This is a genomic window from Methylobacter sp. BBA5.1, from assembly GCF_000746145.1.
Classification (GTDB): Bacteria; Pseudomonadota; Gammaproteobacteria; order Methylococcales; family Methylomonadaceae; genus Methylobacter; species Methylobacter marinus.
This window is the reverse complement of the sequence record NZ_JQKS01000015.1, coordinates 39,332-65,182: the sequence shown is the minus strand read 5'-3', so window position 1 is coordinate 65,182 and position 25,851 is coordinate 39,332. Positions and strand designations below refer to the sequence as shown.

The following is a 25,851-nucleotide window of genomic DNA, read 5'->3' as shown; positions in this document are numbered from 1 at the left end:
TGTCTACATCGCAACGGAAACAAGAACAGGAACAGGAACTCAAAATGTCAACCTCACTGATCACCCTTATGCGCACCCGCAACTCGTTCATGCGCGGCACGGCTGCCACTGTGCTGATGGCGTTCAGCCTGATGATTCTGCAGCCGACCGTGGCTGCCGCCCAGGCCGCCGGCACGGCCACGGTCGCGCCGGATACCAGCGCCGAAACCCAGCTGTCCAAGACCCTGCAACGGATAGAAACACAACTGGCCAGAGCGGAAGAAAAACTGCAAAATCAGCAAGATGCCAGCGCGGAACGCTTTGAGCTCAAGCAACTGCGGCAGACCTTGATCCAGCTCGATGCCACGGTCAGGGAAGGCTTTACGCAGGTCGAGCAACATATCCAGGACCATCATCTGGATCCGGTCATCCTGGATCGCCATCAAGCCATGGTCGATCACTACCAGTTGGAGCTGCAAAGCCTGACCGATGAACTGGATGGCATCGAAACCAGCGGAGACGACTACAGCCGGCTGACCCATGCCAAAAACGCGAAGGGTCGGCTAAAAGCCCAACGAAACAAACGCAGCCAGCAGCCGTTCGACCCCAATCAACTGCCTAATGCCAGCCTGAAACCGCAACCCGACCATAAACCCAAAGAAAACAAGGCCGACTTTATCCAGGCCGGACTGACCGAAACCCCGGCCATTCAGCTGGCCGCGCTGGGCGACTTCACCTTCGACAAACTGGCCGAAGCCGGCAACCCGGCCTATCTGGCCGAAACGACCGAAATCGTCCTGACTCAGGCCATCAAGGACAAAGCGGCCGAACTCAATCACGATCCGGTCAAGATTTACCACTGGGTCAGAAATCATATCGAATGGCAGCCGACTTGGGGCGCGATCCAGAACGCCGAGCTGACCCTGTCCGCGCAACGAGGCAACGCCATGGACATCGCCAGCCTGACCATCGCCCTGCTGCGCGCCTCGAAAATCCCGGCCCGCTATGTGCACGGCACGATCGACGTGCCGGCCGTCGACTTCAAGAACTGGGCCGGCGGCTTTACCGACATTATGGCCGCGGCCGATTATGCCTCCTCCGGCGGCATCCCGATCACGGCCCTGATCAGCGGCGGCCAGATCAGCAAGATCCGTCTGGAGCATATATGGGTGGAAGCCGCGATTGATTTTCTGCCCTCGCGCGGCGCCAGAAATCTCGATGCCGACAGTTGGGTCTTCATGGATCCCAGCTACAAGCAATACGACTACAAGAAAGGCCTGGATGCGGTCGCCATCAGCGGCATCGATCCCGAGCAACTGGCGCAAAGCTTCATGAATAGCGGCACCACTAACGAAAGCGAAGGTTGGGTCACGGGCTTTGACGCCAGCATTCTGCAAAATGCCCAAACCGAGGCGCAACAAAAGCTGGAAGCCTACATCCAGAACAACCTGACCGATCCCACGGTCGGCGACGTCATCGGCGGGCGCCAGACGATCATCCAGGAATACCCAATGCTGCCGTCCAGCCTGCCCAACAAGATCGTCGTGACCGGCAGCCGCTACGACAAGCTGCCCAAGGCCCTGCAATATCGGCTGACTTTGGAATTATTTAATTCAAACATCGACAAAGCGCTTGACTCGCCATTTCTGAGTCACTCACTACCTTTATCACAAATTAGTCAGAAGCGGCTAGGGATTACTTATGTTCCAGCCACTCCGTCAGACGAAGCAGCCATGCAAACATATATTGAAAGCGGTGCAAGCTCCCTCCCTTTATATTTATTGGCGTTAAAACCAGTGATTAAATTGGATAAACAGGAATTAGTCACGGGGAGTGCTGTTGGAATGGGTAGCGATCAATTGCTCGATATCATAGTAACGTCACCTACACAAAGTTTTCGTATGTCCTATCATAGTCAAGCCGCTGGCGATGAAATGGTAGTGGGTGTGAATGGGGCCGGGCTAAACCTAGATCAAATTAAGGAACGCACACTGATAAATACAGAAGCCACAGCAGCGGAAAATCTCTACCAGATCGCGCTCAGTTATTGGGCGGAAGCCGACTATTTTACTCAGGCAATTGCATCAGTATTAGGCGTACAGGCAGCCCGTCTGCCTTCTGTTGGATTGTTCAGTTCCCCTTTAACAGTTGTTTATAATTTTGGCCTTCCTCATAAAGGCTATTACAGCAAACGAATAATTGATATAAAACGAAGCATACACACTGTAGGTTCTCCTAGTAATGAAGACAGCAAAAAATTTCTGTTACAGACCGGCCTCATGCATTCCTATTTGGAAGGTTCAATTCTTGAACAAGTGATTCGAAACTGGCAGAGTACGGGATTGTCATCAGCACAAGTATTAATTGATGCCAACCAACAAAAGATTCCGATATATCACTTAACAAACGTAAACTCCGCGCAATTATTACCGCAGCTAATTAACTTGGATTCCGCTGTATTGGCTGATGTGCGGGCAGCGCTGAATGCAGGGCTAGAAGTCATTATTCCCAAGCAGCAGCCCAGTAAGGCAGTTGGAGCTTCAGGTATGGGATATATTATTTCAGATCCGGAAACAGGAGCAGGGTCATACCGTATTTCGGGAGGGCTGGATGGAGGCGAGGGCGAGGCGCCTTGTGCTGAACCTCAGCCCGAGCCTCTGGTTAATGCAGTACATGACATTGTATTAACAGCAGTGTTACTTGCTATCCTTGTCTTCATCTTTGTGGAATCAGGAGGAGTCGCGGCACCTGTAATTCCTGAGTTAATGGCAGCTTTGGGTTTAACGGCATTAACCTTTCCTGCAACTGCCGGAGAGTTTTGCACTCCAATAGCGATTGGTTATCATGCTGGAGGAGATGATTTTCATAATGATAGTTGTGCAGACTTATCTCCACCAAATCAATTTCCTGGTAGCGATATTTGCGTATCAGATGGGACAGGTTCAAGGAAATTTGATGCGATTACTGGAAGTATACTATGGGAAGCCAAAACTGATAGTCTTGATAATTGGGAGCCTAGCAAAAGAGATTTTTTTGCTATCTTGTCAGTTCTTGGGAAATGGAAAGCCACAGCAGAAAATGAGTCGCCCATTGCAAGAAACTGTAGATTTGGTTATTACTTTGTTGTTGGTGATGCGGATTTAGCGACGGCTGCAAGAGCTGATACTAGCTTATCGGCTCTTGTTGATCAGTTTAAAGTAGATACTCCGCTTTGCTTGCAACCCTGGACAGGAAAATATCCCAAGAGGTGAAAAATGTCGCAAGTATTCGGGGTACGTCATGATTTAGTGCGTATTATTGCTCCGCCATTAAAGAGTGCGGGACAAATTGAAGAAGTGTATAGGAAATTGGAAGAGTTATTTCCTGAAATTTCCCAAGGAGGAATTGCATATCCTATAGGTGAAAACACCTTAAGTGTTAGTGATAGGTCAATTTATATTAAGAATAATTTAGATAAAAAAGGGATCTCTCTTGGTGATAAACACTTAAATTTGTATTTTACCTGCAGTAATATTTCATATCCTTTAGGTACTACTGGCGTTAATTATTGTCGAATAACTCTAGGAATTAAAAGGGGAGCCATTTCTATTTCTAATCTTATTTGGCTCAAAATGATTTCGGATATTTGCGAAAAATTTGATGCCTATTGGGGGATTTCTGCAATGGGTGACGATTATTATCAATTGTGTGAAGTGCTTCAAAGAGATAGGTTTTTTAAAGAAGAGAACAACTTTATTACGGATAAAGAGAGTGCCGAACGAATTCGAGAACTTCTCGGCAAATATAACGAACTTAGCAAATTACCGAATTTAGATTTGTCAGGTCATGCTTATAGGGTTCATGATTTGCGCATTGTGCCAGAATTAGGATGGATAAATTATTGGAATCAAAGTATCTGCGAATACAATGGAATTTGTGACATTCCTTCAATAGCTGGATGTGAAACCCAAGGGTTCAAAACTAATTCAGCAGCCTGTGTTTGGTCTTTAACTACTGAACCTTGGGAAATTAGAAAAATAACACATAGGAAATGTATAGTAGAAGCTTACAAGTCATTTCCTAAAGTGGGCCTTAGGCTCTATTGATATTTGATCAAAGGGGTCAGACTCGATTGATTTTGATGGGTTTCCCGCGCAGCATCAAGCCTGGCGGCGTGGGGTCATCAATGGGGTCAAGTTCTGGCTGCGGCTGGGCAATGTCGCAAATTCTAGCGGCTGGGATCTCGTCCCGGTAATTATTGGCCAGCAGCTGATGTAGGGTATCATCCATCCTATGCAGAAATTCCGAACCTTAAACTTAAGGTTTCAATCACGTTTGGATCTCCCGGCAATCCTATAAGAGCCAAATCATTAATATGCCCAACTCCCTCTCGCATGTCATAGGCTTCGACGACGCTCCGTTCCCGCGCGCACATAAAGGCGATGTGCTGCTGGTGGGTGCGGTATACGCCGGTCTGCGGCTGGAAGCGGTGTTGAGCGGCAAGGTCAGGCGCGATGGGGTCAACGCCACGCGGACCCTCATCAAGCTGATCAGCGGCTCGCGATTTGCCGGTCACTTGCAGCTGGTGATGCTGCAGGGCATCGCCTTTGCCGGTTTTAACGTGGTCGATCTGCCGCTGTTGCACGAGACGCTCGGCCTGCCGGTGCTGGTGGTCATGCGCAGGCGCCCCGATATGCAGACGATCAGACAAACCCTGCTGAATCATGTGCCAGGCGGCCAGCGCAAATGGCGGCTGATCGAACGGGCAGGGCCGGTGGAGCCGGTGCGACGGGTTTTTGTGCAACGGCAGGGCCTGACCCTGGCCGATGCCGACCGGACGTTGCGGCGGCTTGCGGTCAACAGCCATATCCCGGAACCGTTGCGGACGGCTCATCTCATAGCCGGCGGCATCGCCTTGGGGGAAAGCCGGCACCGGCCGTGATTGGCGGACATCCTCATCCCCTTGACTATTCAATTGCGGAATTTGGAATGATGGGAAGAAGCCAGTCCTGCGCTATACGATCGGCCCCTGTTTTCCGGTTGCGCCGCCAGAGCAATCGCCGTCCGCTGGCTTTGGGTAAACGATAACAGCGGCTGGCAGTCTTTAAGCAAGGTCTCGACGATGGTGCTCGATGCGGCAGGCTGGGCAAGACGCAGGGCATTGATTTTCATGCGCTTCAATCTGTTTGAATCCTCCAGTAGCCGCGCCAGTTTGAAAGGCAGCGTGGTCAAGTCATTGCACTTAATGGCAATGCCTTCTTCCAATAGGTGATCGCTATTTCTTTCTTCTTGCCCGGGGATGGGGGAAACCACACACATGGGCAAGCCGCAGGCGATGGCTTCGGCGGTGGTCATTCCGCCGGGTTTGCCTATGAAAATATCCGCCATTTTCATCAGTTTGTGCATCTCGTCGGTATAGCCCAGCACTTTGAATCGGGTGCTTTGATGCCCGACTATCCGCAGGATGCGCTGCTTCAGTCCATCGTTGCGCCCGCAGACAACCACCGTCTGCACGTTGCTGTTCATGCCGAGCATGCGTTCTACCACCAATTCCATGGGACCTATGCCAAAAGCTCCTGCCGACAGCAGCAGAACCGGCTGTTCAGGGTTCAGCCCGGCTCGCAGCCGCTCTTCCTTGCGGTTGATTGGATGCTGAAACACAGGGTCTATGGGGATGCCCGATACCGTGATTCGCTCGCCGGGTATCCCGAGCATTTCAAGGTGGGCCCTGGTTTCATCGATAGCGACAAAATAGCGATGGGATGAGCCCGATAACCATTTGGCATGAAGATCGAAATCCGTTATCACCGTCGAGAGATGGGCCTGCAGCTGTTGGGTCGCCATCAGGTGCGAAATAATGTTGGCAGGCATGAAATGGGTGCAGACGGCGATGTGAGGGGAGAAGTCCCGGATAAAGCGCACGAGTGGCCTGGTATTCAGCCGGTCTAGCGTCTGCCGTATTCGGTTTGTGCGCCAGGGGTCGTCGCTGGTTTTATACCACCAGCCGAGGAAATCCGGCGCGGATCTCACCAGCGATGTGTAAATACCGGAATGAATATCCTGGAACAGCCTGTTAGAGTATTGCAGTGCATCAAGGTTGATAATCTCCGCAACCCGGCCGTCAGCGGCAAAGGATTTCTCCAAAGCTTCAGCCGCTTTGATGTGGCCTGTTCCTATACCCGCCGACATAATCAACACTCTTTTTTTCATTAATAGTGAACGAACCTGTCTGAGTTGTCTGAAACCGGGATAAAACCGCCTTATGGCCGTGTCAGTTGCCGGGTTCCAGATGTTTATAGTCAGTGAGTATTGGCCATGATCGAGCATCAGGGTGCCGCAACTCATTCATACTGAATAGGAAGCTTTTTGCATCATCCGTTGCCGATATCGTATCCGTCGCTTTGACTTAAATTGCAGGAGCGTGAATGTTATGGCTCCCGCAACTGACTTGTCTTTCCGTCCATCCCCGGCGTTGCCTACAGGGTGTAGGTAAGGGGCGGAAGCTTTGCGCAACAGTTGCACAGCTTGCCATGCGCCTGTTTGCGCGTCTTGCAAATGAACAGAAATCCTGCCTCGATCGCGGGTCTTGTTTCATTCCCGTTCCTTAGCGTTGTATTTCATGCAGGCTTCGGAGCGATAGCCACAAACACTTTACTCAGACGCGGATTCAATCCGGTTTGTTCCAGGCCTTGAGGTCAGCGGCCTGCCCGGAGCCGTCGGGTGCCTGGTTTTAAAACCGCAGAGGCTGGGCAAGCTATTGCTTTGCCTCTCTTGATCATTATTATCCGATGTTAGGCGTGGACCGTTTTTCTCCCCCTTACCGCGCATTGCCAAAGAGGGCGTAGGGTAAGCAGTGCGTACCTTGCCAATCTATGATGCCGCCGGCGGATTTTAACTAACCCGCCAGTCTCCGTAATTCAGCGGCCAAATCGCGACTCAAACGGTTGAGGCATTCGTTGAGCGCCGCCACGATAATGGGATAGTCGGAAGTCGAAGCCGGTTCCGTGTAGGATACCTGCCGGCTCATTGTCACTCCATCGCCGCGCGCGATGCGCCATTGCGCGGTCAGGCCGGCCTGTCCCTGTGCGTCCGCATGAAATTCGAGAATAGTGACCGAGACCCGGAAAGTCGCCCGTTCCGACCTGTTTGAAGTATCGGAACTCCTTACTTCCGCCGGCACCAGCAGCGTGAGGTTCTGGGTCAACACACGGCGGATATTGTGGTCCAGTGATTCGGCCCAACGGTTGAGTTCGCTCAATCGATAAGTATTTTTGCCGGCCGCGGTTACAATCTGGGGCCTGTCCACATAATAGGGAATGCGGACAGATGCCAGAATGACAGCGGGCTTTGGGGCGGCGATGGCCGGTCCGATGCTTTCGGCTTCACTGAGCGGCTCAAGCATAAAAAATTGCGACGGGGACGAACTGCAGGCTGCCAGGGACAGCAGTAAAACGGGCAGCAGGGGAAGAAAAACGGGCCGGTTCGCGGGCATGGCGGATATCCTCTAGTCTTGTTTGCCTGAAAGCACCGCTTCCGGGTGGCGTTCCAGATAGTCGGTCAGATTTCTGACGGAGCGCGCAGTCTCCCTGAGCGCTTCCAGGGTTTCCTGCAATGCCGATTCAGGGCCGACGGCGCCGCCCAGCTTCGTCATCGAATCCTGCGTCCTGTCAAGAGCGGCGGTGGCGGCCATCAGCGTCTTGTCGGTGTTGGCGATAATGGGCTGCAAATCCTTGATCAAGGCGCCAGTGTTGGCCATGGCGTTGTTGGTATTGACCAGCAACGGTCCCAGATCGCGATTGATCGTCTTGACCATGGTTTCCGTTTCCTCCAGGGTGTGGGCCAGGGCGACGGTGGACTTCTTCATCTCCTCGGAAGACAGAAAGGTCTTGATTTCACGCAAACTGGCCGATAAATCCTGAACGATGTCTTCCAGCGGCAATTCGTTGATTTTCCTTGCCACTTCCTCGGCCGTGTTGCGCAGTTCGTCAGCCGTCGTCGGAATGGCCGGGACTTCCAGTAATTCCCGATATTCAAGGCCGGTAAACACAGGCGGTTTGTCGGGATGCACGTCGAAGTCGATGAAAAGCAGCCCCGTCAACAGGCTTTGCATTTCGAGCCGGGCGCGAAAACCCGCGGCAACGAGCCGGTCCCGGTTCTCCTCCCGCTCCTTACGCGTCACCGCCCGGGGAAAAGTTGCGCCTTCCGGACCGGTTAACGTATCGCGATCGATCTCTATCACGACCGGCTTGTAGATTTTGTCGGTCTTAGGATCGAACTGCAGAACGATATCGGTGACTTCGCCGACTTTGACGCCCTGCATTTTTACCGGCGCGCCAATCTCAAGCCCATTGAGCGAGGACTCAAAGAAGATCACGAAACGGACTTTATCGGCACGTAAAAACCGCCCGCCGCCGAACACGAAGACCGCTATCAGCAAAAGCGCCAAAGCGCCGACCGTGAAGCCGCCGATAGCGACAGGATTGATGGGTTTACTCATGGCAGCATTGCTCCCTTCTTAGTCGGTTTATCGACATTGCTTTCGCCTCGGGTCAAAAATTGTATGATTCTGGGATCGCTGGACTCGGCTAGCAGTTTCCTGGGCGCACCGGTCGCCAGCATGGTCTTGGTCTCGGGGTCGAGGAACACCGAGTTGCTGCCAATGGCGAAAATGCTCGCCAGCTCGTGGGTGACAACGACAATGGTCGTGCCCAGCGTATCGCGCAGGCTAATAATCAGGTCATCCAGCAGCCTGGCGCTGACCGGATCGAGCCCGGCCGACGGTTCGTCGAAGAACAGGATCTCGGGGTCGAGCGCCATGGCCCGGGCCAGGCCGGCGCGCTTTTGCATGCCGCCGCTGATCTCGGACGGATAATAGTCCTCGAACCCGGCCAGGCCGACCAGGGCGAGTTTGTAAGATGCGATGTCGGCGATCTCGCGAGAGCCCATATCGGTGAACTCGCCCAGCGGCAAGGCGATGTTTTCGGCCAGGGTCAGGGAACTGAACAGGGCGCCGCTCTGGTACAGAACCCCGATGCGCCGCATGATGCGGACACGCTCCTCGTCGCTGGCATGCCAGAAATCCTGCCGGTCGTAGAAGACAGCGCCTTTCGCGGGCCGCTGCAGGCCGATCAGATGCTTGAGCAAGGTGCTCTTGCCGCAGCCGCTGCCGCCCATGATGATGAAGATGTCGCCATGGTCGATGGTAAAAGTCAAATCCTGCTGAATCACGAAATCGCCGTACGCCATGGTCAGGTCGGTGACGGTGATATGCGGCGTGTTCATGGCGCGTCCCTGGCGTCGCTCATATGCCCAACCGGTTGCACAATAACGTGATCAGCGAATCCGCGACCACGATGTAGACGATGCTGTTGACCACGGCCGCCGTTGCCGCATCGCCGACCGCGGAGGCGCTACGTCCGCACTGCATGCCGCGCATGCAGCCCGCCGTGGCGATCAGCAGCGCAAACACCAGGCTTTTAAAGATACCGATGCTGAAATCGGTCAGGTCCACAGCCTTCTGGGTTTCGTTGTAATACTGGATCAGGGATACATCGAAGGCGCTGACCGTGACCAGCGCCCCGCCCAGAATGCCCATCAGGTCGGCGTAAAGGCACAGCAGCGGCAGCATCAGGATCAGCGCCAGCATGCGCGGCAGGACCAGGAACTCCATCGGCGAGATGCCCATGGTCTTGAGCGCGTCGATCTCGCTGTTGACGTTCATGGTGCCGAGCTGCGCGGCATAGGCGGCGCCGGTGCGGCCGGACATGATCACGGCGGTCATCAGCGCGCCCATCTCGCGCACCGTGCCCAGGCCGACCAGATCGGCGATATAGATCTGGGCGCCGAACATGGCCAGCTGCACGGCGCCGACGAAAGCCAGGATCAGGCCCACCAGCAGGCTGATCAGCGTTACGATCGCCAGAGCCGCGGGGCCTGCGTCCTGTATGCATAAAAGTAAATCGACGGCGCGAAAGCGCGCCTTGCCCCGGATCAGCGACATGAAAGCCAGCATGGTCTCGCCGATAAAAGCGATCAGCCCCCTGACATCCTTAAGTCCGTTCAGGACCGTTTTACCGATGTCGGCCAGCATGGATTTTTTTTGCGTCGCGCGGCGCGCACCGGTTCGTTCCGGCACAGCGCGCGCTAGTTTGAGCAGCGCCTGTATACCTTCGGGCAGGCCGGAGGCATCGACTTCGATCTGCCGGGCCTGGCAATAATCGATGATTTTGAGCAGATAGGCCGGCAACCGGCTGTCCCAGCCGGCAAGCTCATGCGCTTGCAGCAACACGCGACTGGGACTGGTGGCGTCCAGCTCCGCCAGCACCTGCTCGGCCGGCTTGATTGCCGCGCCATGGCTCCAGTCGCCGGTCACCTGTATGGCCGCGGTCGAGTCGTCAATGGGTTTGACGCCGATAGGAGCCGGGGCAGCGTCGACCGCGCTCACGGCAATTCCTCGCAGGCACTGGCGCCAAGGCATAAAGACCCGGTCCATAGGTTCAAAGGGGAGTTCATAATGCCTGTCGCTAACATGATCGGTTCCGCTTTAAGAAAAGGTTCATGGCAAGTCCTTTTTATAAGGGCATTGCCGGAATGTAACCGGGCTTTGAGAATATATCAGTAAGATACGGAATGAGACAACAAGGCTGGCTTTTGTATCCGTAGAGCTTCCGTTTTGCGTTCAGCCATGCCCCGCAAAGGCACATGAACAGACTCGTTCCTGCTGGTTACGCACCGAATACCTGCACTGCCGTAGGTGCGAATTCATTCGCACGAACAGGGGACGCTCTTTAAAGGCACATGTCAATTCGCACTCACATAGGAACACATGCCTCTGCCGAATACCAGCAACGGACCCCAGCGCTGCAGCGTTCAGCGCGAGAAATAGCGATAAAACGCCCCATGCCCAACATCAATCAATAACAGGGCCAGGTCGTTTTGACGAAGCTGAGCAGGCCTAAAACGGCCGGCTGGCTCATTTCCTCCGGATGGTTCTTCGCCCAGTCGACAAACAGGGAAATCGCCTGGTCGCGGGTGGGCAGCGGATTGCTCATGCAGTACTGGGCGCGAACATCTTCCTGTTCGAAAGCGAGATTGCGATAAGAGTCGAAACCTTCCATATAGCCCGCGCAGAAGTGTATGGCGGCGACGTTATTGGGATCGTCGGCCGTAACGCTGCAAAGCGCCACCAGGTCGCGGGTTTCTTTTAACTGAAAGTTTTCCGGCGCGACTTCCGCTCCGGCGGCCAGCGCGCTCAGCGCCAGCGGAATTAAGACGATTAGCTGTTTGCATTGCATAAGGTAGGCCTCGCTGACTCGACGCTAATGGGCTGGTTAGCCATTTATTGAGACCCCGTCAGGGGAGGAGTGAATTAGCCATGATTATTCATTGTCATGGCCGGCTGTCTATTCGCGACATTACTTATCAATAAGCGATATGAAGCGGTCGGCTGAACTGAAATTGAGTTAATTGAACCGTCCGGGCGATTTATGCCGCTCCAAAAAAAGGCGCTGGAAAATCCGTGGCATCAGTTTAAGATTACAATAGTCAGGGGCAGGCATTGAGTGATGCTTTGTCCCGGTTATTTTTATGATTGTTTCCTACCCGATAGATAAGAGGACGAATATGCACCAAGGCAGTGTGACAGCAAATATCGTGCAACCGCTGGAGCGGCGGATTTTTCTGGCCGATGTGCGCTGGGAGCAGGGCAAAATCGTCGATATCGCCAGACTGGGCGATGAAGACCCGAGCCGGTCGTACCTGTTGCCCGGCTTCGTCGACGCGCACGTCCATATCGAAAGCTCGATGCTGACGCCGGCCGAGTTCGCGCGCATCGCCTGCCGGCACGGCACGGTGGCGGCCGTTTCGGACCCGCATGAAATCGCCAATGTGCTCGGGCTGGAGGGCATTCGCTACATGTTTGACAACGCCGCGCTGACACCGATGCCGATCCTGTTCGGCGCGCCGTCGTGCGTGCCGGCCACGCCGTTCGAAACGGCCGGCGCGCGCCTGGAAAGCGAACAGCTGGACTATCTGTTCGAGAACAGACTGAGCGGTTATCTGTCGGAAGTGATGAATTACCCGGCCGTGCTCGACAAGGATCCGAAGCTCATGGCAAAGCTCGATCTGGCCAAACGCTACGGCTGCCCGATCGACGGCCACGCGCCCGGCTTGACCGGCGACACCATGCGGCGCTATGCCGAAGCGGGCATTTCCACCGACCACGAGTGCGCCACGCTCGCCGAAGCGCGCGAAAAACTGGCGGCCGGCATGCATGTCCTGATTCGGGAAGGCTCGGCGGCGCGCAATTTCGAGGCCCTGCATGTGCTGATCAGCGAGCATCCCGAGCAGGTGATGTTCTGCAGCGACGACAAGCATCCCGACGACCTGGTCGCGGGCCACATCAATCTGCTGGCGGCCAGGGCCGTCGCTTACGGCCATTCCGTCTTCGACGTGCTGCGCTGCGCCTGTCTGAACCCCATCCGGCATTACGGCTTGGTAACCGGCCAGCTGCGGGTCGGCGACCGCATGGATGCAGTGGAAGTCGAAAACCTCAAAACGTTTGCGCCGGTCAGCACCTGGATAGCCGGACAGCAGGTCGCCTCGCAGGGCAAAAGCCTGTTGCCCTACCGCCGGCACGAGCCCATCAACCGCTTCAATGCCCAGCCGATCACGGCGGCCCATCTGGAAGTGGCGGCGGGCGACGGGCAAATCCGCGTAATCAAGGCGAGCGACGGCGACCTGTTCACGCAGGAAGCGCTGCACACGCCCAAAATTGAAAGCGGCCGGCTGGTGCCCGACCCGGAACGCGACATTCTGATGCTGGCCGTCGTGAACCGTTATCAGGCCGCCCGGCCGGCGCTGGCGTTTATCGAGGGCTTCGGCCTGAAGCAGGGCGCTCTGGCGTCCAGCGTCGCCCACGATTCGCACAATATCATCGCGGTCGGCACCGACGCCGACGCCGTCTGCCGGGCCATGAACGCCGTCATCGGCGCGCAGGGCGGCATCGCGGCTGCCAGTCAGGATGGCGTCGAGCTGCTGCCGCTGCCGCTCGCCGGCCTGATGAGCCCAGACGATGGCGGTACGGTCGCGGCGCGCTATGCACAGCTGAACGCCGCTGCCGGACGGATGGGTTCACCCTTGCGCGCGCCGTTCATGACGCTGTCGTTCATGGCGCTGCTGGTGATCCCCGAACTGAAGCTGAGCGACCTAGGCCTGTTTGACGGCCGGACGTTTGCTTTCACCTCGTTGAGGGTGTAACGCCATGAGCCGGTTCCTACTCAATCAGCGCCCGGTCGAGGAACAACTGCCGGCCGGCACGGTCATGCTCGATGTGATACGCCGTCGCCGCGGCCTGACCGGCACCAAGGACGTCTGCCGCGAAGGCGATTGCGGCGCCTGCCAGATGCTGCTGGGCAAACGCCAGGCCGGCGGGCTGCGCTATCAGGCCGTCAATGCCTGCCTGCTGCCGCTGGGCGCCGTGGCCGGCGGCCATGTCGTGACTGTCGAAGGCCTGAACGGCGAGCGTTTGAATCCGATCCAGCAGGCGCTGGTCGACAACGGCGCAATTCAGTGCGGCTTCTGCACGCCCGGACTGGTCATGGCGCTGACCGGCTTTTTCCTGAACAGCCCGGCGTCCGATGAACACGCCGCCGTGGACGCGGCAGCGGGCAATCTGTGCCGCTGCACGGGCTACGCCGGCATCAGGCGCGCCATTAACCAGTTATGCCGCCGGTTTGATCTTTCCGGCTCACCGCTGGCGCGCCGGATCGAGGAACTCGTGCACTGGCAAATCCTCCCGCCTTATTTTTTGACAGCGGACGAGACGCTGGCCGCATTGCCGCTGAATCAGGCCGCGCCGTCGCCCGATGCCGTGCTGGTGGCCGGCGGTACGGACCTGTTCGTGCAGAAGCCGGACTGGCTGCTGGCGCAGCCGCTGAATTTCCTGCCGGCTTCGGGCGACGGCATTCGCCGTGAGGGCAGGGATGGTATTGTCGATGCTACGACGACGATCGAACAGCTCGGAACATCGCCGTTGTTCCGGCAGTGGTTTCCGTCCGTGGCGCAGGATTTCGAACTGATCTGTTCGGCGCCGGTCCGGGCGCGCGCGACGGTCGGCGGCAACCTGGTCAATGCCTCGCCGATCGCCGATCTGACGGTGTTTTTTCTGGCTCTGGACGCGCGGCTGGTGATCGCATCGGAAACTGGTCTTCGCACCGTAGCCCTGAAGGATTTCTTTCAGGGCTATAAAAAAACAGATCTTCAGGCCGGCGAGCGGGTCCGGGAAATCCTGTTCGATACCGCCGCCGCGCAGCATTTCAGCTACGAGAAAGTCAGCAAGCGCACGCATCTCGACATCGCCGGCGTCAATTCGGCCCTGAGCATCGATCAGATCGACGGGCGCATCGTCAAGGCCCGTCTGGCCGCCGGCGGCATCGGGCCGGTGCCGTCTTGTCTGGCGGCGACCGGCGCCTGTCTGCAGGGCAAAACCATCGAGCCCGCAACCGTTCTGGAAGCCGTCGAGATCGCCCAGGGCGAAATCACCCCGATCTCCGATATCCGCGGCTCCGCCGAGTACAAGCGCCTGTTGCTGCGGCAGCTGATATTCGCGCATTTTCTCAAGCTTTTTCCCGACACCATCCGCTGGGAGCAACTGCATGTACGCTAACGATATCGATCTGCACGCGCAGGGCGCCTCCACGTTTATCGACGATATGCCTGAGCCGGCCGGCCTGCTGCACGTCTGTCCGGTCGTATCCGGCATCGCCCACGGCCTGATCGAAAGCGTCGATCTGAACGACGCCCTGGCCTGTCCGGGCGTCGTCACGATCCTGCTGGCCAAGGATATTCCAGGCGGCAACAACATCGGCAATGTCGAAGCCGGGGAAGTGCTGCTGGCCGAACAGGAAGTCGTCTACCAGGGCCAGCCGGTCGCCGTGGTCGTGGCCGAATCCGACGCCGTCGCCCGGCAGGCGGCCGGACTGGTGCGCATCTGTTATAAAGAACTGCCGGCCGTGTTCGACGCCCGCGCGGCGCACGCGCAGGGCCTTCATATCGCGCCGCCGCGTATTTTCTCACTCGGCGACGTCGATCAGGCCTGGCAGGATTGCGACGTGATCGTCGAAGGCTCGGCCGCCTCGGGGGCGCAGGAGCATGTGTATCTGGAAACGCAGGTCGCCGTCGCCTATCCGCTGGAGAACGATGGCCTGAAAGTCTTCTCGGCCACGCAGTCGCCGGGCATGGTGCAGCGCGTCATCGCCCGGGTGCTGGACTGCGCCATGAACCGGGTGGAAGTCGATGTCCTGCGCCTGGGCGGCGCTTTCGGCGGCAAGGAGGAGCAGGCGACCGGCTGGGCGGCCATGGCGGCGCTGGCGGCCGTCCGCCTGCAAAAGCCGGTCAAGGTCAGGCTGAACCGGGGCGAGGACATGCGCTGGACCGGCAAGCGCCATCCTTACGATTCGGACTTCAAAATCGGTCTGGACAAAACCGGCAGAATCCTGGCCTACGAGGTCTGCTTCTACCAGAATGCCGGCGCGGTCGCCGACCTGTCGCTCGCCATCCTGGAGCGGACGCTGTTCCACGTGAGCAACAGCTATTTCATCCCCAACGTGCGCGCCACGGCCATCAGCTGCCGGACCCATCTGCCGCCCAACACCGCCTTCAGGGGCTTCGGCGGTCCGCAGGCGATGTTCGCGCTGGAGGCGGCGATCTTCAAGGCCGCGGCGGCCATGCACGTCGATCCGGCCCACATCCAGCGCCGGAATCTGCTGCAGGAATGCCAGCCGTTCCCTTACGGCATGCCGGCCGAAAACTGCCGGGCGCAACGGTGCTGGCAGCAACTGCACGATCGGTTCGACCTGCCGCGCCGGCAGCAGGCCATCGACCGCTTCAACGCCGGCCACAGCCTGGAGAAAAAGGCGCTGGCCCTGATGCCCATCTGCTTCGGCATTTCCTTTACCGCCACCTTTCTGAACCAGGCCAGCGCCCTCGTGCATGTCTATGCGGACGGTTCGGTCAGCGTCAGCTGCGGGGCCGTCGAAATGGGCCAGGGCGTGAAGGAGAAAATCCGGCAGGTAGCCGCGCGGGCGCTGTCCATCGATAAAGCCCGCGTCAAGGTCGAAAGCACCAACACCGCGCGTATCGCCAATATGTCGCCCACGGCCGCCAGCGTCGGCGCCGATCTCAACGGGCAGGCGACCTTGCTGGCCTGTCAGCGGATTCTGCAAGGCCTGAAAACGGTCGCGGCCCGGCTGGCGGGCGGCGAACCCGAGCAGATCAGCATCGAGCAGGAGCAGGTCTGTCTGAACGGCCAGCCGACGGCGACAGGCTGGAACAAGCTCGTCAGCGAGGCCTATCTGTCCCGCACTCCGCTGTCGGCGCACGCCCATTACGCGACGCCCAAGGTCTTTTTCGACAGAAGCAGGGAGCAGGGCAGGCCGTTCGCCTATCACGTCTACGGTTGCGCCGCCGTGGAGGTGGCGGTCGACTGCCTGCGCGGCACTTATCGCGTCACCGACGTCAGCATCGTCCATGACGGCGGCAGGAGCCTTGCGCCTGACGTCGACCGGGGGCAGGTGGAAGGCGGCGTCGTGCAGGGACTGGGCTGGATGACTCTGGAGGAAGTCCGGCATGACGGTCAGGGCCGGCTGCTGACCGACAGCCTGACCGCGTACAAGATCCCCGATCTCTATTTCGCGCCGGATATCGCCGTCGAATTTCTGGACGGCGACAATCCGGCCGCCGTCATGCATTCAAAAGCGGTCGGCGAGCCGCCGCTGATGTACGGCATCGGCGGCTATTTTGCCCTGGTCAAGGCGATACGGGCTTTCAATCCCGACTGGCAGCCTGGTTTCAGCGCGCCGATGACGCCGGAGAAGGTATTGCTGGCGCTGTATGAATGCGGCTGCTGACGCTGCGCAACAGCCTGTCCGGCGCGCTGGTCTATGCCACAGGCGACAGCATCGCGGCGCTGCTGACGGGCGAATTCCAGGTTTCGCGCCTGATCGGCATGCTGCTGCTGGGCGGTACCTTGTACGCGATCGAAATTCCCGCGTATTTCGCCTGGCTGGAACGACGCTTCGGCCGGCGCGATTACGTCAGCCGCATCAAGCGCGCCCTGATGGCCCAGGCGTTCTTCAACCCGCTCTGGATCGCCAGGCATCTTGCGCTGATTCACTGTTTTTCGGGCCGGTTTGCCGAGATCCAGTGGCATCTGCTGAGCGTCGGGCTGGCATCCTTCGTGCGGATCGTGCCGGTCGGCCTCGTGGCCAATTACGTGATTCAGCATTTCATCCCGCTGCGCTGGCGTTTTCCGGCCAGCGCGGTTTTTTCCGCCTCGATGGCGGTTTACTACGCATTGAGCGAGAGGTTCTTTGGCTAATCAGGCAATATTTTGGCAGCGGGTCGCGGACGGGCTGGAACAGCACGGATCGGCCGTGCTGATGATCGTGGCCGGCAGCGAGGGCAGCTCGCCCGGCAAGGCCGGCGCGAAAATGGCCGTGTTCGCGGACGGCGAGTGCTTCGGCACCATCGGCGGCGGCGCGGTGGAGCATAAACTGGTCAGAGAGGCGCGCTCGCTGCTGGCGCAAGGCGAATTTCAGCCCTTTTTAAGCCGGCAGCGGCACAATCTGTACGGGGGCGAAGGGCAGGCGACCGGCATGCTCTGCGGCGGCGAACAGACCGTCCTGGTGTACGGCTGCCGGTCCGGCGACAGCGCGCTGTGCCGGCAGCTGGCCGGCAAGATGCGCGGCGTGCTGACCCTGTCGCCGGCCGGCATGGCGTTCGATCCGGCGCGCACCCTGACCGGACACTATGCTTTGCAAGCCGGAAGCGAATGGCGCTACGAGGAAAACATCGGCGTCCGCAAACAGGCTTACCTGATCGGCGGCGGGCATGTCAGTCTGGCGCTGTCGAAAATTCTCGCCACGCTCGATTTCGAGATCACCGTTATCGACGAGCGCGACAACCTGGACACGCTGGCGCGCAACAGGGAGGCGCATCACAAAATGATCGTGCCGTACCGCGACATAGCCGATGCCATACCGGAAGGCCGTCAGGTGTTCGTGTTGATCATGACGCACAGTCACAAAACCGATGAAAAAGTCGCCGAAAGACTGGCTGGCAAAAAAGTGCGCTATCTGGGCATACTGGGCAGCCGGAAAAAAATCGCCCAGCTCAAAGCCAACCTGAGCGCCAGATTGCCGATCGAAACCCTGCAGCGCATCCGCGGCCCGATCGGCCTGCCGATCCACAGCCATACGCCGGAAGAAATCGCTATCAGCATCGCGGCCGAGTTGATTCAGCTGGTGAATGGCGGTTAGTCCGGATATTTCATGAAACCACAGAGAACACGAAGAACACGAAGAAAATCATGGCATTATCATTTCTCACAGATAACTTCATGAGCTCATTATGAAATATTTGCAAGTAATTGAATTGAAAAGCCTTCGTGTACTTCGTGTCCTTCGTGGTGAAATATTCAGGTTAGGCCTTGATAATACTGGCGTAGGTGCGAATTCATTTATGCCCTACGGGTACTTGTGCCAGGGTATTCGCACTCAAAAGCGCCGCCGCCTTCTGAAAAGCATCGGGTCGAATTACAGCGACAGGCTAGTACTCAGTCAACCTTGTTCTGACAAATTTGCAGCGTATTCATGGCGTGCGAATAGTGCGAATAAATTCGCACCTACAATTTAACCGCCATAATTAAATTGACTGACTACTAGTACTCAGTCAGCCTTGTTCTGACGAGTAAAATTCCTCATTGGGAACGCATACCGGGCCATACGACGTGCCGCTTTCAAAGCCCGGTATCGGTTCCCACGGAGGACCGCGGGAACCAGAAAATCGTCAGAAGAAGATTGACTGACCCAGTCAGTTGCTTAATGCGACGGCATCGGCCTGAAAGGTTTTGTGCATCCTGAGAAGAATGAACACGCGGAACGCCAGCACATTGCCGTCGACCCGTGCAGACAGGGCTTTATCGCGCAGCCAGTTCTTGACGGACTTGGGGAGCAGCGAGCTGATGTTTTCCTTTAATGTCGGCTTTCGAGTCTTCGATGCGGGCGTCTCTTCCCTGATCCCGTCAAGAATGTATTTGATAAATTCCGGCCCCAGAAGCTGGGCCGCATAACTGCTGCTGATTTCACTTTTAAGCAGATTAACGAAGGATTTGTTTCGGAGTATGTTTTTAGGATCGGCATTGGCGTCCCTGGTGGCAAACGGCACATCAGGCCCAATCGTATTGACGATTTCCCTGAACAGAAACTTGTCTGTTCTCAGCGCATCCGGCATCGTTCTGACAATACTCAGGATGGCTTTGGACAGCAACGGGTTGATCTGTTCGACATAGGAGAACTTGATATCCGACAACGCGGCAAGAATGGTGGGAATACGGTATGCGTGGTACAGCCTGTCCCGCCATGCGCTGAGGCTTTCGTTGTCGGCTTTTTCAAGCTCCGCCGGCAGTTGTTGCGCGGGCAGGCCGAAATCCTCCACAATGTTTTTAAGATTTTCAAAGTCCGTACATAATGCGCAGCCGACGGATAGCCTCACGGTCAGTTCCGACGATACCTGCGACCACCCGAACCCTTCATCGCCCCGGATCACGCCGGTGATTTTGTCGTCATGAAACTTCCGCCAGATTGCCATCCCATCCATGTAGCCCGAAAGGTGATCGATGCGGCCTTCGCCGCATAGCAGAAACCGGTCGATAATCGTCTCCAGGGGCTCGGGAGACAGGTCGGTATGATGATATTCATGCTGTACGCCCAGTGATTGGGCGAGTTCCCTGGCGATTTTGGCATCGTTGTTATCTTCGGCTAGAGACGATTCCAATCCCCAGGTCACCGTGTTCAAAGCCTTGGGGATGCCGATCTGCTCCTTGATAAAACATAATATCGCCCGGCTGTCGTAGCCGCCGGAAAGAGGCAGCAGCCAACGGTTGAAATCAAGGGATTCAAGCTGCTTGACGGTCTGCCTGATAGTGTCGGCCAATTGTTCCTTGTGCGCCTTGTCCGTACGGCTTGCCTCGGAAAATACAATAGGGTTCTGATTAACCGAGAGTGCCCAGGTCTTTTTGTCGAGCAGCACGGAAGCATCCGCCGGCAGCCGCCTGACGCGTTTGTCCCAGGAAAGCCGCGGTCCCAATGAACCAGTGGACAGCAGCCAGGGGATGACGCTTTCGTCAAAAACGAACGCCCCTAAAAAAAGAATGATGGCCCGTTGCGACGTCGACGCCACGAAAAGGTCATCGTCCTGGTAATACCAGATAGTCCTGGATCCGGCGCCATCGCTAACGACTTCTATTGCTTCGTCGCTATGTCTGAAAATGGCATAGTTGCCGTCCGGATAGCCGAACCCCGGCGTGCTCCAGTTCGTGTCCGACTGTTCATAAAGGCAGCCCAGCAGCAGGCTAAGGTCGGCTTCATGCAGTGCGCTGTTATTCAGCGTGACGGCATAAGCCGTTTTTCCTCTTACGCGGATTTTATGTCCGGAGGCCGGATTCACGTTGTCAGGTGTGAGCGCCTCGCAGATTTTGGCTAACCGGTTTTCAATGGTTTGATTAAAGTCATCATGACGACTATAGGCGTATAAGGCTTTGGACATGCGGAATTCGTTCCCTTGATGATGATGATGATGTTGGTGGCTGGCAATTAAATTTCCGGGTATCTTCCATGGTTTCGGCATTAACGACAACAAGGTCATGGTGAAGTTGTGACCTTATTCCGGTTTGGCCATTTTTTCATCACAGCAAGGGGCTAAGCCGGTCGGTAGTTGTTTGGCCGTTAAGGCGTTTTCCGCATCTTGCCGCAGGCGATGGATCAGTTGGATATCCTGTTGTTCCAACGTTTTAATCGTAATAGTACGGGCATTCGGTCTCAACAACGCATCAAAAATCGCTTCCGCATCGTTAAAATCATTTCTGTTGCCTTGACAGAGGCTTTAACGCGCTAGGCATTGAGCGGCTTGACTTCATGACCCAGCGCCATCAGTTCTCTTGCCTTTATGCCCTATGGGTATAGTAATGCGAACTGCTGCACGCTTCTATGTACGGATTACGGGAGCGTCCGTAATCCAAAAAATGTTTGAACCAATTGTGTTGAGCTCGATTCTTTAGTGGGAAGAGTGCCGGCTACACTGTGTAGTTTCAGTGCCGGGTGGCACCTGTTCTAGATGGTTTTCTCCAAACTCTTCGCATGGGGAGCTGAAAAATGAAAGTATTTCACATCATTGCACGACTCTTTTACATGCTCTCGATGCTTGCGATGGCTTTCGCCGCGCCCGCCGCTCCTGCCGAGGTATTCCTTGCCGCGCCCGGCGCCCGTGCCGAGGAGCGCTTTGCCGGGTCCACTACCCGTGCCGAGGAGCGCTTTGCCGGGTCCACTACCCGTGCCGAGGAACGCTTTGCCGGGTCCACCACTCCTGCCGAGGAACGCTTTGCCGGGTCCACCATCCCTGCCGAGGGAAATGGGAATCTTGCCGCACCTGCCACTTCCGGGGGGACTTTGCCGCGCCTACTACCCCTGTCGATGGGAACTTTTACCAATTGAATTATATATCCAATGGGTTCATTCCGAGCAGTTTCCCTCCGCCAGCCAAAACCGACCCCAACCTGGTCAACAGCTGGGGGATTGCGTTCAATCCCTTCGGCTTCGCGTGGGTGGCCAACAATGGCACCGGCGTTTCCACGCTGTATGACGGCTTCGGCAATGCCCAGTCCCTGGTGGTCCAGATTCCATCGCCCGGCAACGACAGTGGCGGAGGAAGTCCAACGGGGATCGTCTATAACGGCTCGCCAGGCTTCATGGTATCAAAGGGCGCGACCTCCGGGACAAGCCGTTTCATCTTCGCTACGGAAGACGGCATAATCGCGGGCTGGGCGCCCGATGTCGATCCGACCCACGCGATCCGCGTCATCGACAACTCGACATCGACCGGCGCGGTGTACAAGGGACTTGCCCTCAGTGCGGGCGGTAGCGGGGGCCTGCTTTATGCCACCGACTTCCGTAACAGGGAAATCGATGTCTTTGACAGTTCGTTCAACCCTGTGATCCTGCCGGAGGGCGCGTTTACGGACCCGGCCGTTCCCTCCGTAGACGCGCCGTTTGGCATACAGGCAATCAACGGCAACATTTATGTTTCCTATGCCAAACAGGACGCCAACCGGCACGACGAGGAGAAAGGCGCGGGACTCGGCTTGGTCAATGTGTTCGATCCCAACGGCGTTTTGCTCAGACGCATCGTGGCTGCCGAGTCAGCATCAAGGCAAATGCTGAACGCGCCCTGGGGGATGGTCTTGGCCCCGGCAGGCTTTGGCAAATTCAGTAACCGCCTTTTGGTAGGCAATTTCGGCGATGGCAAGATCAATGCCTTTGATCTTGCGACTGGAGAGTTTGCCGGCCAGCTCGAGGCTGCCAACGATCTTCCCATTCAGATCGACGGTCTGTGGGGGCTCGCCTTTGGCAACGGCTTCGCGAACCAACCGGTCAACACCCTGTTTTTTACCGCCGGGCCGGGCGATGAGCAGCAAGGGGTCTATGGCCGCCTTGATGTGCAGTGACACCAACATCGGATACAACGGCGCAAATTGGGACGATTCCAAGACAGGTGGAAGCCGAATGCCAAAGCATTGCCCAGCAACAGCAATCCGCCGCGGCCAATGCCTATAATCAGGCCTATGCCTCGTGCATGGAGGCCAAAGAGTTTCCGGGCCTGTGAAAAATGGCGGTATCACAGGGGAGTGGGCTTCAGTCCACAATTTGTCACCGAATTGCGAGAAATTGCTGGCCGAAGCCTGTTTTTTGAGTCAAGCCAGTCGCTTGGCTCACGCCAAGGCGCTATCGGTTTTTTCACAAGCTCATACAAAGGCAGCAATAGCATCATGAATAGACTATCTGTCACACTCATTACGATCTTTATCGGCACGATCCTGATCCTCTCGGGCTGCTCCTTGCCCGTCCGGCAACCTGCCGTCCCGCAAGCCTGGTCCGAAAAAGCCGAAGTGGTCGGCCTGCCGGGTGTCCGTTATGAGGTTCGCGCCGAAATGCCGGGGTTCATCCGGGATGCGATGGAAAGCTTCTACCGGGAGCGCACCTACCTGGTCCAGCAGGGCAAGACAGGCACGCCGTCTACGGCCTACTTCCTGGCTCTTTCGGGCGGAGGCGATAACGGCGCCTTCGGCTCGGGCCTCCTGTCCGGCTGGACCGCTGCCGGCGATCGGCCTGAATTCAAGGCCGTTACCGGCATCAGCACCGGCGCCTTGATCGCGCCGTTCGCGTTTCTGGGGTCGAAGTACGATGCGCCCCTCAAGGAGGTCTTCACCGGTAGCAAGCCCGAGGACATACTGGAGATGCGCTCTTTCCTGGCGGTGGCGTTCGAAGACGCCATGGCCGACAACGCGCCGCTGGAGCGGCTTCTGAAGAAATATGTGACAGAAGACATGCTGAAGGAGATCGCCCAGGAGGATGCGAAGGGCCGCCTCCTGCTGATAGCCACCACCAACCTGGATGCGAACCAGGCGGTCATCTGGAACATGGGCAAGATCGCTGCCAGCGACCATCCTCAGGCTCTGGAACTGTTCCGCAAGATCATGCTTGCCTCGGCCGCCATTCCGGGCACTTTTCCGCCGGTGATGGTCGACGTGGAAGCGAACGGCCAGCGTTACCAGGAAATGCACGTGGACGGCGGCGCCACGGCCCAGGTGTTTCTTTACCCGCCTGCACTTAAGGTAGCCGAGATCAGCAAGCAGCACGGCGTTGTCCGCCAGCGTCGGCTCTATCTTATCCGCAATGCCCGCCTCGACCCCGACTGGGCGGAGGTGGAACGCCGCACCCTGAACATCGCCGGTCGCGCCATTAACTCACTGATCCAAAGTCAGGGCGTAGGTGACTTATACAGGATCTATGCGGAGACTCAGCGGGATGGTATCGATTTCAATCTGGCTTACATTCCGAAAAGCTTCAATGCTCCTCACAAGGAAGAATTCGACACGGACTATATGCGCAAACTGTACCAGACCGGCTACGAGCTGGCCGTCAGAGGATACCAGTGGGAAAAAATACCGCCGGGATTGTAAGGAACGTGAATTTTATAACTCCCGCAACTGACTTGTCTTTCTGTCCCTCTTCGGCGTTGCGCAAACAGTTACATAGCTTGCTATGCGCCTGTTTGCGCGCCTTGAAAATGAACAGAAATCCTGCCTCAATTGCGGGTCTTATTTCATTCCCGTTCCTAAGCGAAAGACCCTGTTCTATTTCGAAACTTTCAATTTTTTTAGAACTGAAGCGATATCAATCGAGACAAACTTACCAGGAAGAGGCGAATATTCCCTGTATAACGCCAACCTGTTTGCGCAGATATCCGGGGGCGCAATCGGGTTTATGTGATGGTATTTGCCGCCGTCATCGCGGGTGCGCCCTATGCGAGATTCGATCTTGAGTATTCTCGTTTAGACCTGATTCAGATCAATCCGTAACCGGACATGACATCGATACTCTGAGGCGTTCCGGGCTGTCTTTCTTGCCCGCAAGCGGTTATGTCAGGGCGAAAGCTGTTTTTTATCAATCAGGAGAGTTGAAGATGAAAAATACTATCAAGCGAAAAAACTATGGCATTTTCGGGCTTCTTCCAGTCGTCTTGATGCTGGGCGGATGCGCCTCGACCGAGCAGGCGAGGGATGTCAAGTCATCCGGCTTCCTGGGTGATTACTCGATGCTTCAGGAAGGGGCAAAGGGACAAGCGCGAAGACTCTATATCAATCCAACTTATGAAAAAGCCTGCAAGACCTATGACAAGGTTCTGATCGACCCTGTCACCCTCTGGACTCGCGAAAATAAAGACTTGGCGGATCTGCCGGCCGAAGATCGGCAGATCCTGGTTAATTATCTGCACGGGGCTCTGGTGAGTGAGCTGGGCAAATACTATCAGATCGTGCAGGCGCCTGAGCCCGGGACATTAAGGATCAGGGCGGCGATCACCGAGGCGGAAGGTTCCTGGGCGGTGCCGGATACCTCCTCATCGTTCATGCCGCAGATGCTGGTCATGTCCAAGCCCAGGGAACTGGCGACCGGAACGGCGGAGTTCGTCAGCAAGGCCAGCGCCGAAGTCGATATAACCGACGCCATGACCGGTGAGCGGATTGCCGCGGCTGTCGACCGCCGGATAGAGCAACAAACACACGCTGGCAATACCCGGCAATGGGGCGGTATGAATAAGTCTTTTGACTTTTGGGCGAGACGAATGGCATACCGGTTGGCGAACTGCGGCGCTATGCCGCCGGAACAAGAGTAAGGCGCCCGATAGGGCAAACAAGTATCCGATATAGATCGAGAATACGGAGGAATGAGCATGTTAAACAGCCAAATTCGAAAAGCGATAGTCATCGGTTCATTTCTGGCCGGAGTAGGCGCTTCGTCCGCATCGGCGCAAGGTGACCTGATGATTTATCCCAAATCAGGGCAAAGTCCCCAACAGCAGCAACAGGATCAGACTCACTGTCATTCATGGGCGGTGCAACAGTCCGGCTATGATCCGGCCAATCCGCCTGTTCAGTCATCGAGCCGTGGCACTACCGGGAAGGAAGCTCTCCGTGGCGGCGCACGGGGAGCGGCCGCCGGGGCCGCTATTGGTGCGATAGCGGGCGACGCCGGTACGGGAGCCGCCATCGGCGCAACTGCGGGCGGGATGGGCCGTGCTTTCAAGGAGCGGGACCAGCAAAAACAAGATGCGGCAGCGAGCCCGCCCGGCCTCGACAACTATAACCGGGCCATGGCGTCCTGCCTGGAAGCGTTAGGCTATTCCGTGAAATAGCCGAATCGGGGCTTGTGCTCCTCGTTGCTTCCATCTGGACGGTGTAAGGTCCGTCAATGTGAAACTCGTCGCGCCGGAACGATGGGC

General features: G+C 56.8%; 21 protein-coding genes. 14 read left to right on the top strand and 7 right to left on the bottom strand.

Annotation, left to right across the window (positions count from 1 at the left end):
• Nucleotides 1–44: 44 nt before the first annotated feature.
• From EK22_RS10415 to EK22_RS10405, 3 genes are all read left to right on the top strand, one after another.
• Nucleotides 45–3,230, top strand: coding sequence for a DUF6310 domain-containing protein (locus tag EK22_RS10415; RefSeq protein WP_161786423.1), 3,186 nt, complete (start codon nt 45–47; stop codon nt 3,228–3,230).
• A 3-nt stretch (nt 3,231–3,233) separates the two neighbouring features.
• On the top strand, nt 3,234–4,064 hold the full coding sequence (locus tag EK22_RS10410) for a DUF5953 family protein (protein ID WP_020161507.1): 831 nt from the start codon (nt 3,234–3,236) through the stop codon (nt 4,062–4,064).
• 269 nt (nt 4,065–4,333) lie between these two features.
• On the top strand, nt 4,334–4,900 hold the full coding sequence (locus EK22_RS10405; RefSeq protein ID WP_036250705.1) for an endonuclease dU: 567 nt from the start codon (nt 4,334–4,336) through the stop codon (nt 4,898–4,900).
• Nucleotides 4,901–4,929: 29 nt separating this feature from the next.
• Here the strand turns inward: EK22_RS10405 and EK22_RS10400 are convergent, their stop codons facing one another.
• From EK22_RS10400 to EK22_RS10375, 6 genes are all read right to left on the bottom strand, one after another.
• Nucleotides 4,930–6,147: an MGDG synthase family glycosyltransferase gene (locus EK22_RS10400; RefSeq protein WP_235209285.1), complete on the bottom strand. Its 1,218-nt coding sequence runs from the start codon at nt 6,145–6,147 to the stop codon at nt 4,930–4,932.
• Nucleotides 6,148–6,853: 706 nt separating this feature from the next.
• Nucleotides 6,854–7,450: a PqiC family protein gene (locus EK22_RS10395; protein ID WP_036250699.1), complete on the bottom strand. Its 597-nt coding sequence runs from the start codon at nt 7,448–7,450 to the stop codon at nt 6,854–6,856.
• Nucleotides 7,451–7,462: 12 nt separating this feature from the next.
• On the bottom strand, nt 7,463–8,455 hold the full coding sequence (locus EK22_RS10390) for an MlaD family protein (protein WP_036250696.1): 993 nt from the start codon (nt 8,453–8,455) through the stop codon (nt 7,463–7,465).
• Nucleotides 8,452–9,240: an ABC transporter ATP-binding protein gene (locus EK22_RS10385; RefSeq protein ID WP_036250693.1), complete on the bottom strand. Its 789-nt coding sequence runs from the start codon at nt 9,238–9,240 to the stop codon at nt 8,452–8,454. Before EK22_RS10385 ends, EK22_RS10390 begins: the two co-directional genes overlap by 4 nt.
• 19 nt (nt 9,241–9,259) lie before the next feature.
• Nucleotides 9,260–10,402: an MlaE family ABC transporter permease gene (locus tag EK22_RS10380; protein WP_232216418.1), complete on the bottom strand. Its 1,143-nt coding sequence runs from the start codon at nt 10,400–10,402 to the stop codon at nt 9,260–9,262.
• A 469-nt stretch (nt 10,403–10,871) separates the two neighbouring features.
• Nucleotides 10,872–11,252 carry a Rap1a/Tai family immunity protein gene (locus EK22_RS10375; RefSeq protein WP_036250692.1) on the bottom strand — a complete coding sequence of 127 codons (381 nt, stop codon included), beginning with the start codon at nt 11,250–11,252 and terminating at the stop codon, nt 10,872–10,874.
• Nucleotides 11,253–11,544: 292 nt separating this feature from the next.
• Between EK22_RS10375 and ade the strand changes: the two genes are divergently transcribed.
• From ade to EK22_RS10350, 5 genes are read left to right on the top strand one after another with little or no spacing between them, the layout of a single operon-like run.
• Nucleotides 11,545–13,215 (top strand): adenine deaminase, encoded by a 1,671-nt coding sequence (gene ade / locus EK22_RS10370; protein ID WP_235209284.1) that lies wholly within the window; start codon nt 11,545–11,547, stop codon nt 13,213–13,215.
• A 4-nt stretch (nt 13,216–13,219) separates the two neighbouring features.
• The gene (locus tag EK22_RS10365; RefSeq protein ID WP_036250686.1) at nt 13,220–14,623 is read left to right on the top strand and encodes an FAD binding domain-containing protein; all 1,404 of its coding nucleotides are present in this window, start codon (nt 13,220–13,222) and stop codon (nt 14,621–14,623) included.
• Nucleotides 14,613–16,865 carry a xanthine dehydrogenase molybdopterin binding subunit gene (locus EK22_RS10360; RefSeq protein ID WP_036250684.1) on the top strand — a complete coding sequence of 751 codons (2,253 nt, stop codon included), beginning with the start codon at nt 14,613–14,615 and terminating at the stop codon, nt 16,863–16,865. Before EK22_RS10365 ends, EK22_RS10360 begins: the two co-directional genes overlap by 11 nt.
• The gene (locus EK22_RS10355) at nt 16,853–17,335 is read left to right on the top strand and encodes a hypothetical protein (RefSeq protein ID WP_036250682.1); all 483 of its coding nucleotides are present in this window, start codon (nt 16,853–16,855) and stop codon (nt 17,333–17,335) included. The genes EK22_RS10360 and EK22_RS10355 overlap by 13 nt, the downstream gene beginning before the upstream one ends.
• Nucleotides 17,328–18,275 (top strand): XdhC family protein, encoded by a 948-nt coding sequence (locus EK22_RS10350; RefSeq protein ID WP_036250679.1) that lies wholly within the window; start codon nt 17,328–17,330, stop codon nt 18,273–18,275. Before EK22_RS10355 ends, EK22_RS10350 begins: the two co-directional genes overlap by 8 nt.
• Nucleotides 18,276–18,828: 553 nt before the next feature.
• Here the strand turns inward: EK22_RS10350 and EK22_RS10345 are convergent.
• Nucleotides 18,829–20,562, bottom strand: coding sequence for an asparagine synthase-related protein (locus EK22_RS10345; RefSeq protein WP_036250825.1), 1,734 nt, complete (start codon nt 20,560–20,562; stop codon nt 18,829–18,831).
• 605 nt (nt 20,563–21,167) lie between these two features.
• On the opposite strand from EK22_RS10345, the gene EK22_RS24255 reads away from it, so the two are divergent.
• The 6 genes from EK22_RS24255 to EK22_RS10315 all read left to right on the top strand — a co-directional run bounded on the left by EK22_RS24255 (nt 21,168) and on the right by EK22_RS10315 (nt 25,764).
• Complete coding sequence (locus EK22_RS24255; RefSeq protein ID WP_036250677.1) at nt 21,168–21,506, top strand: hypothetical protein; 339 nt, start codon at nt 21,168–21,170, stop codon at nt 21,504–21,506.
• Nucleotides 21,503–22,516 carry a TIGR03118 family protein gene (locus EK22_RS10335; RefSeq protein WP_152565075.1) on the top strand — a complete coding sequence of 338 codons (1,014 nt, stop codon included), beginning with the start codon at nt 21,503–21,505 and terminating at the stop codon, nt 22,514–22,516. The genes EK22_RS24255 and EK22_RS10335 overlap by 4 nt, the downstream gene beginning before the upstream one ends.
• Nucleotides 22,513–22,674: a hypothetical protein gene (locus tag EK22_RS24700; protein WP_156965698.1), complete on the top strand. Its 162-nt coding sequence runs from the start codon at nt 22,513–22,515 to the stop codon at nt 22,672–22,674. Before EK22_RS10335 ends, EK22_RS24700 begins: the two co-directional genes overlap by 4 nt.
• Before the next feature lie 163 nt (nt 22,675–22,837).
• On the top strand, nt 22,838–24,031 hold the full coding sequence (locus EK22_RS10330; protein WP_235209283.1) for a patatin-like phospholipase family protein: 1,194 nt from the start codon (nt 22,838–22,840) through the stop codon (nt 24,029–24,031).
• A 503-nt stretch (nt 24,032–24,534) separates the two neighbouring features.
• Nucleotides 24,535–25,245: a DUF3313 domain-containing protein gene (locus EK22_RS23155; protein ID WP_051961846.1), complete on the top strand. Its 711-nt coding sequence runs from the start codon at nt 24,535–24,537 to the stop codon at nt 25,243–25,245.
• Nucleotides 25,246–25,302: 57 nt separating this feature from the next.
• Nucleotides 25,303–25,764 (top strand): glycine zipper domain-containing protein, encoded by a 462-nt coding sequence (locus tag EK22_RS10315; RefSeq protein ID WP_036250672.1) that lies wholly within the window; start codon nt 25,303–25,305, stop codon nt 25,762–25,764.
• Nucleotides 25,765–25,851 lie beyond the last annotated feature (87 nt).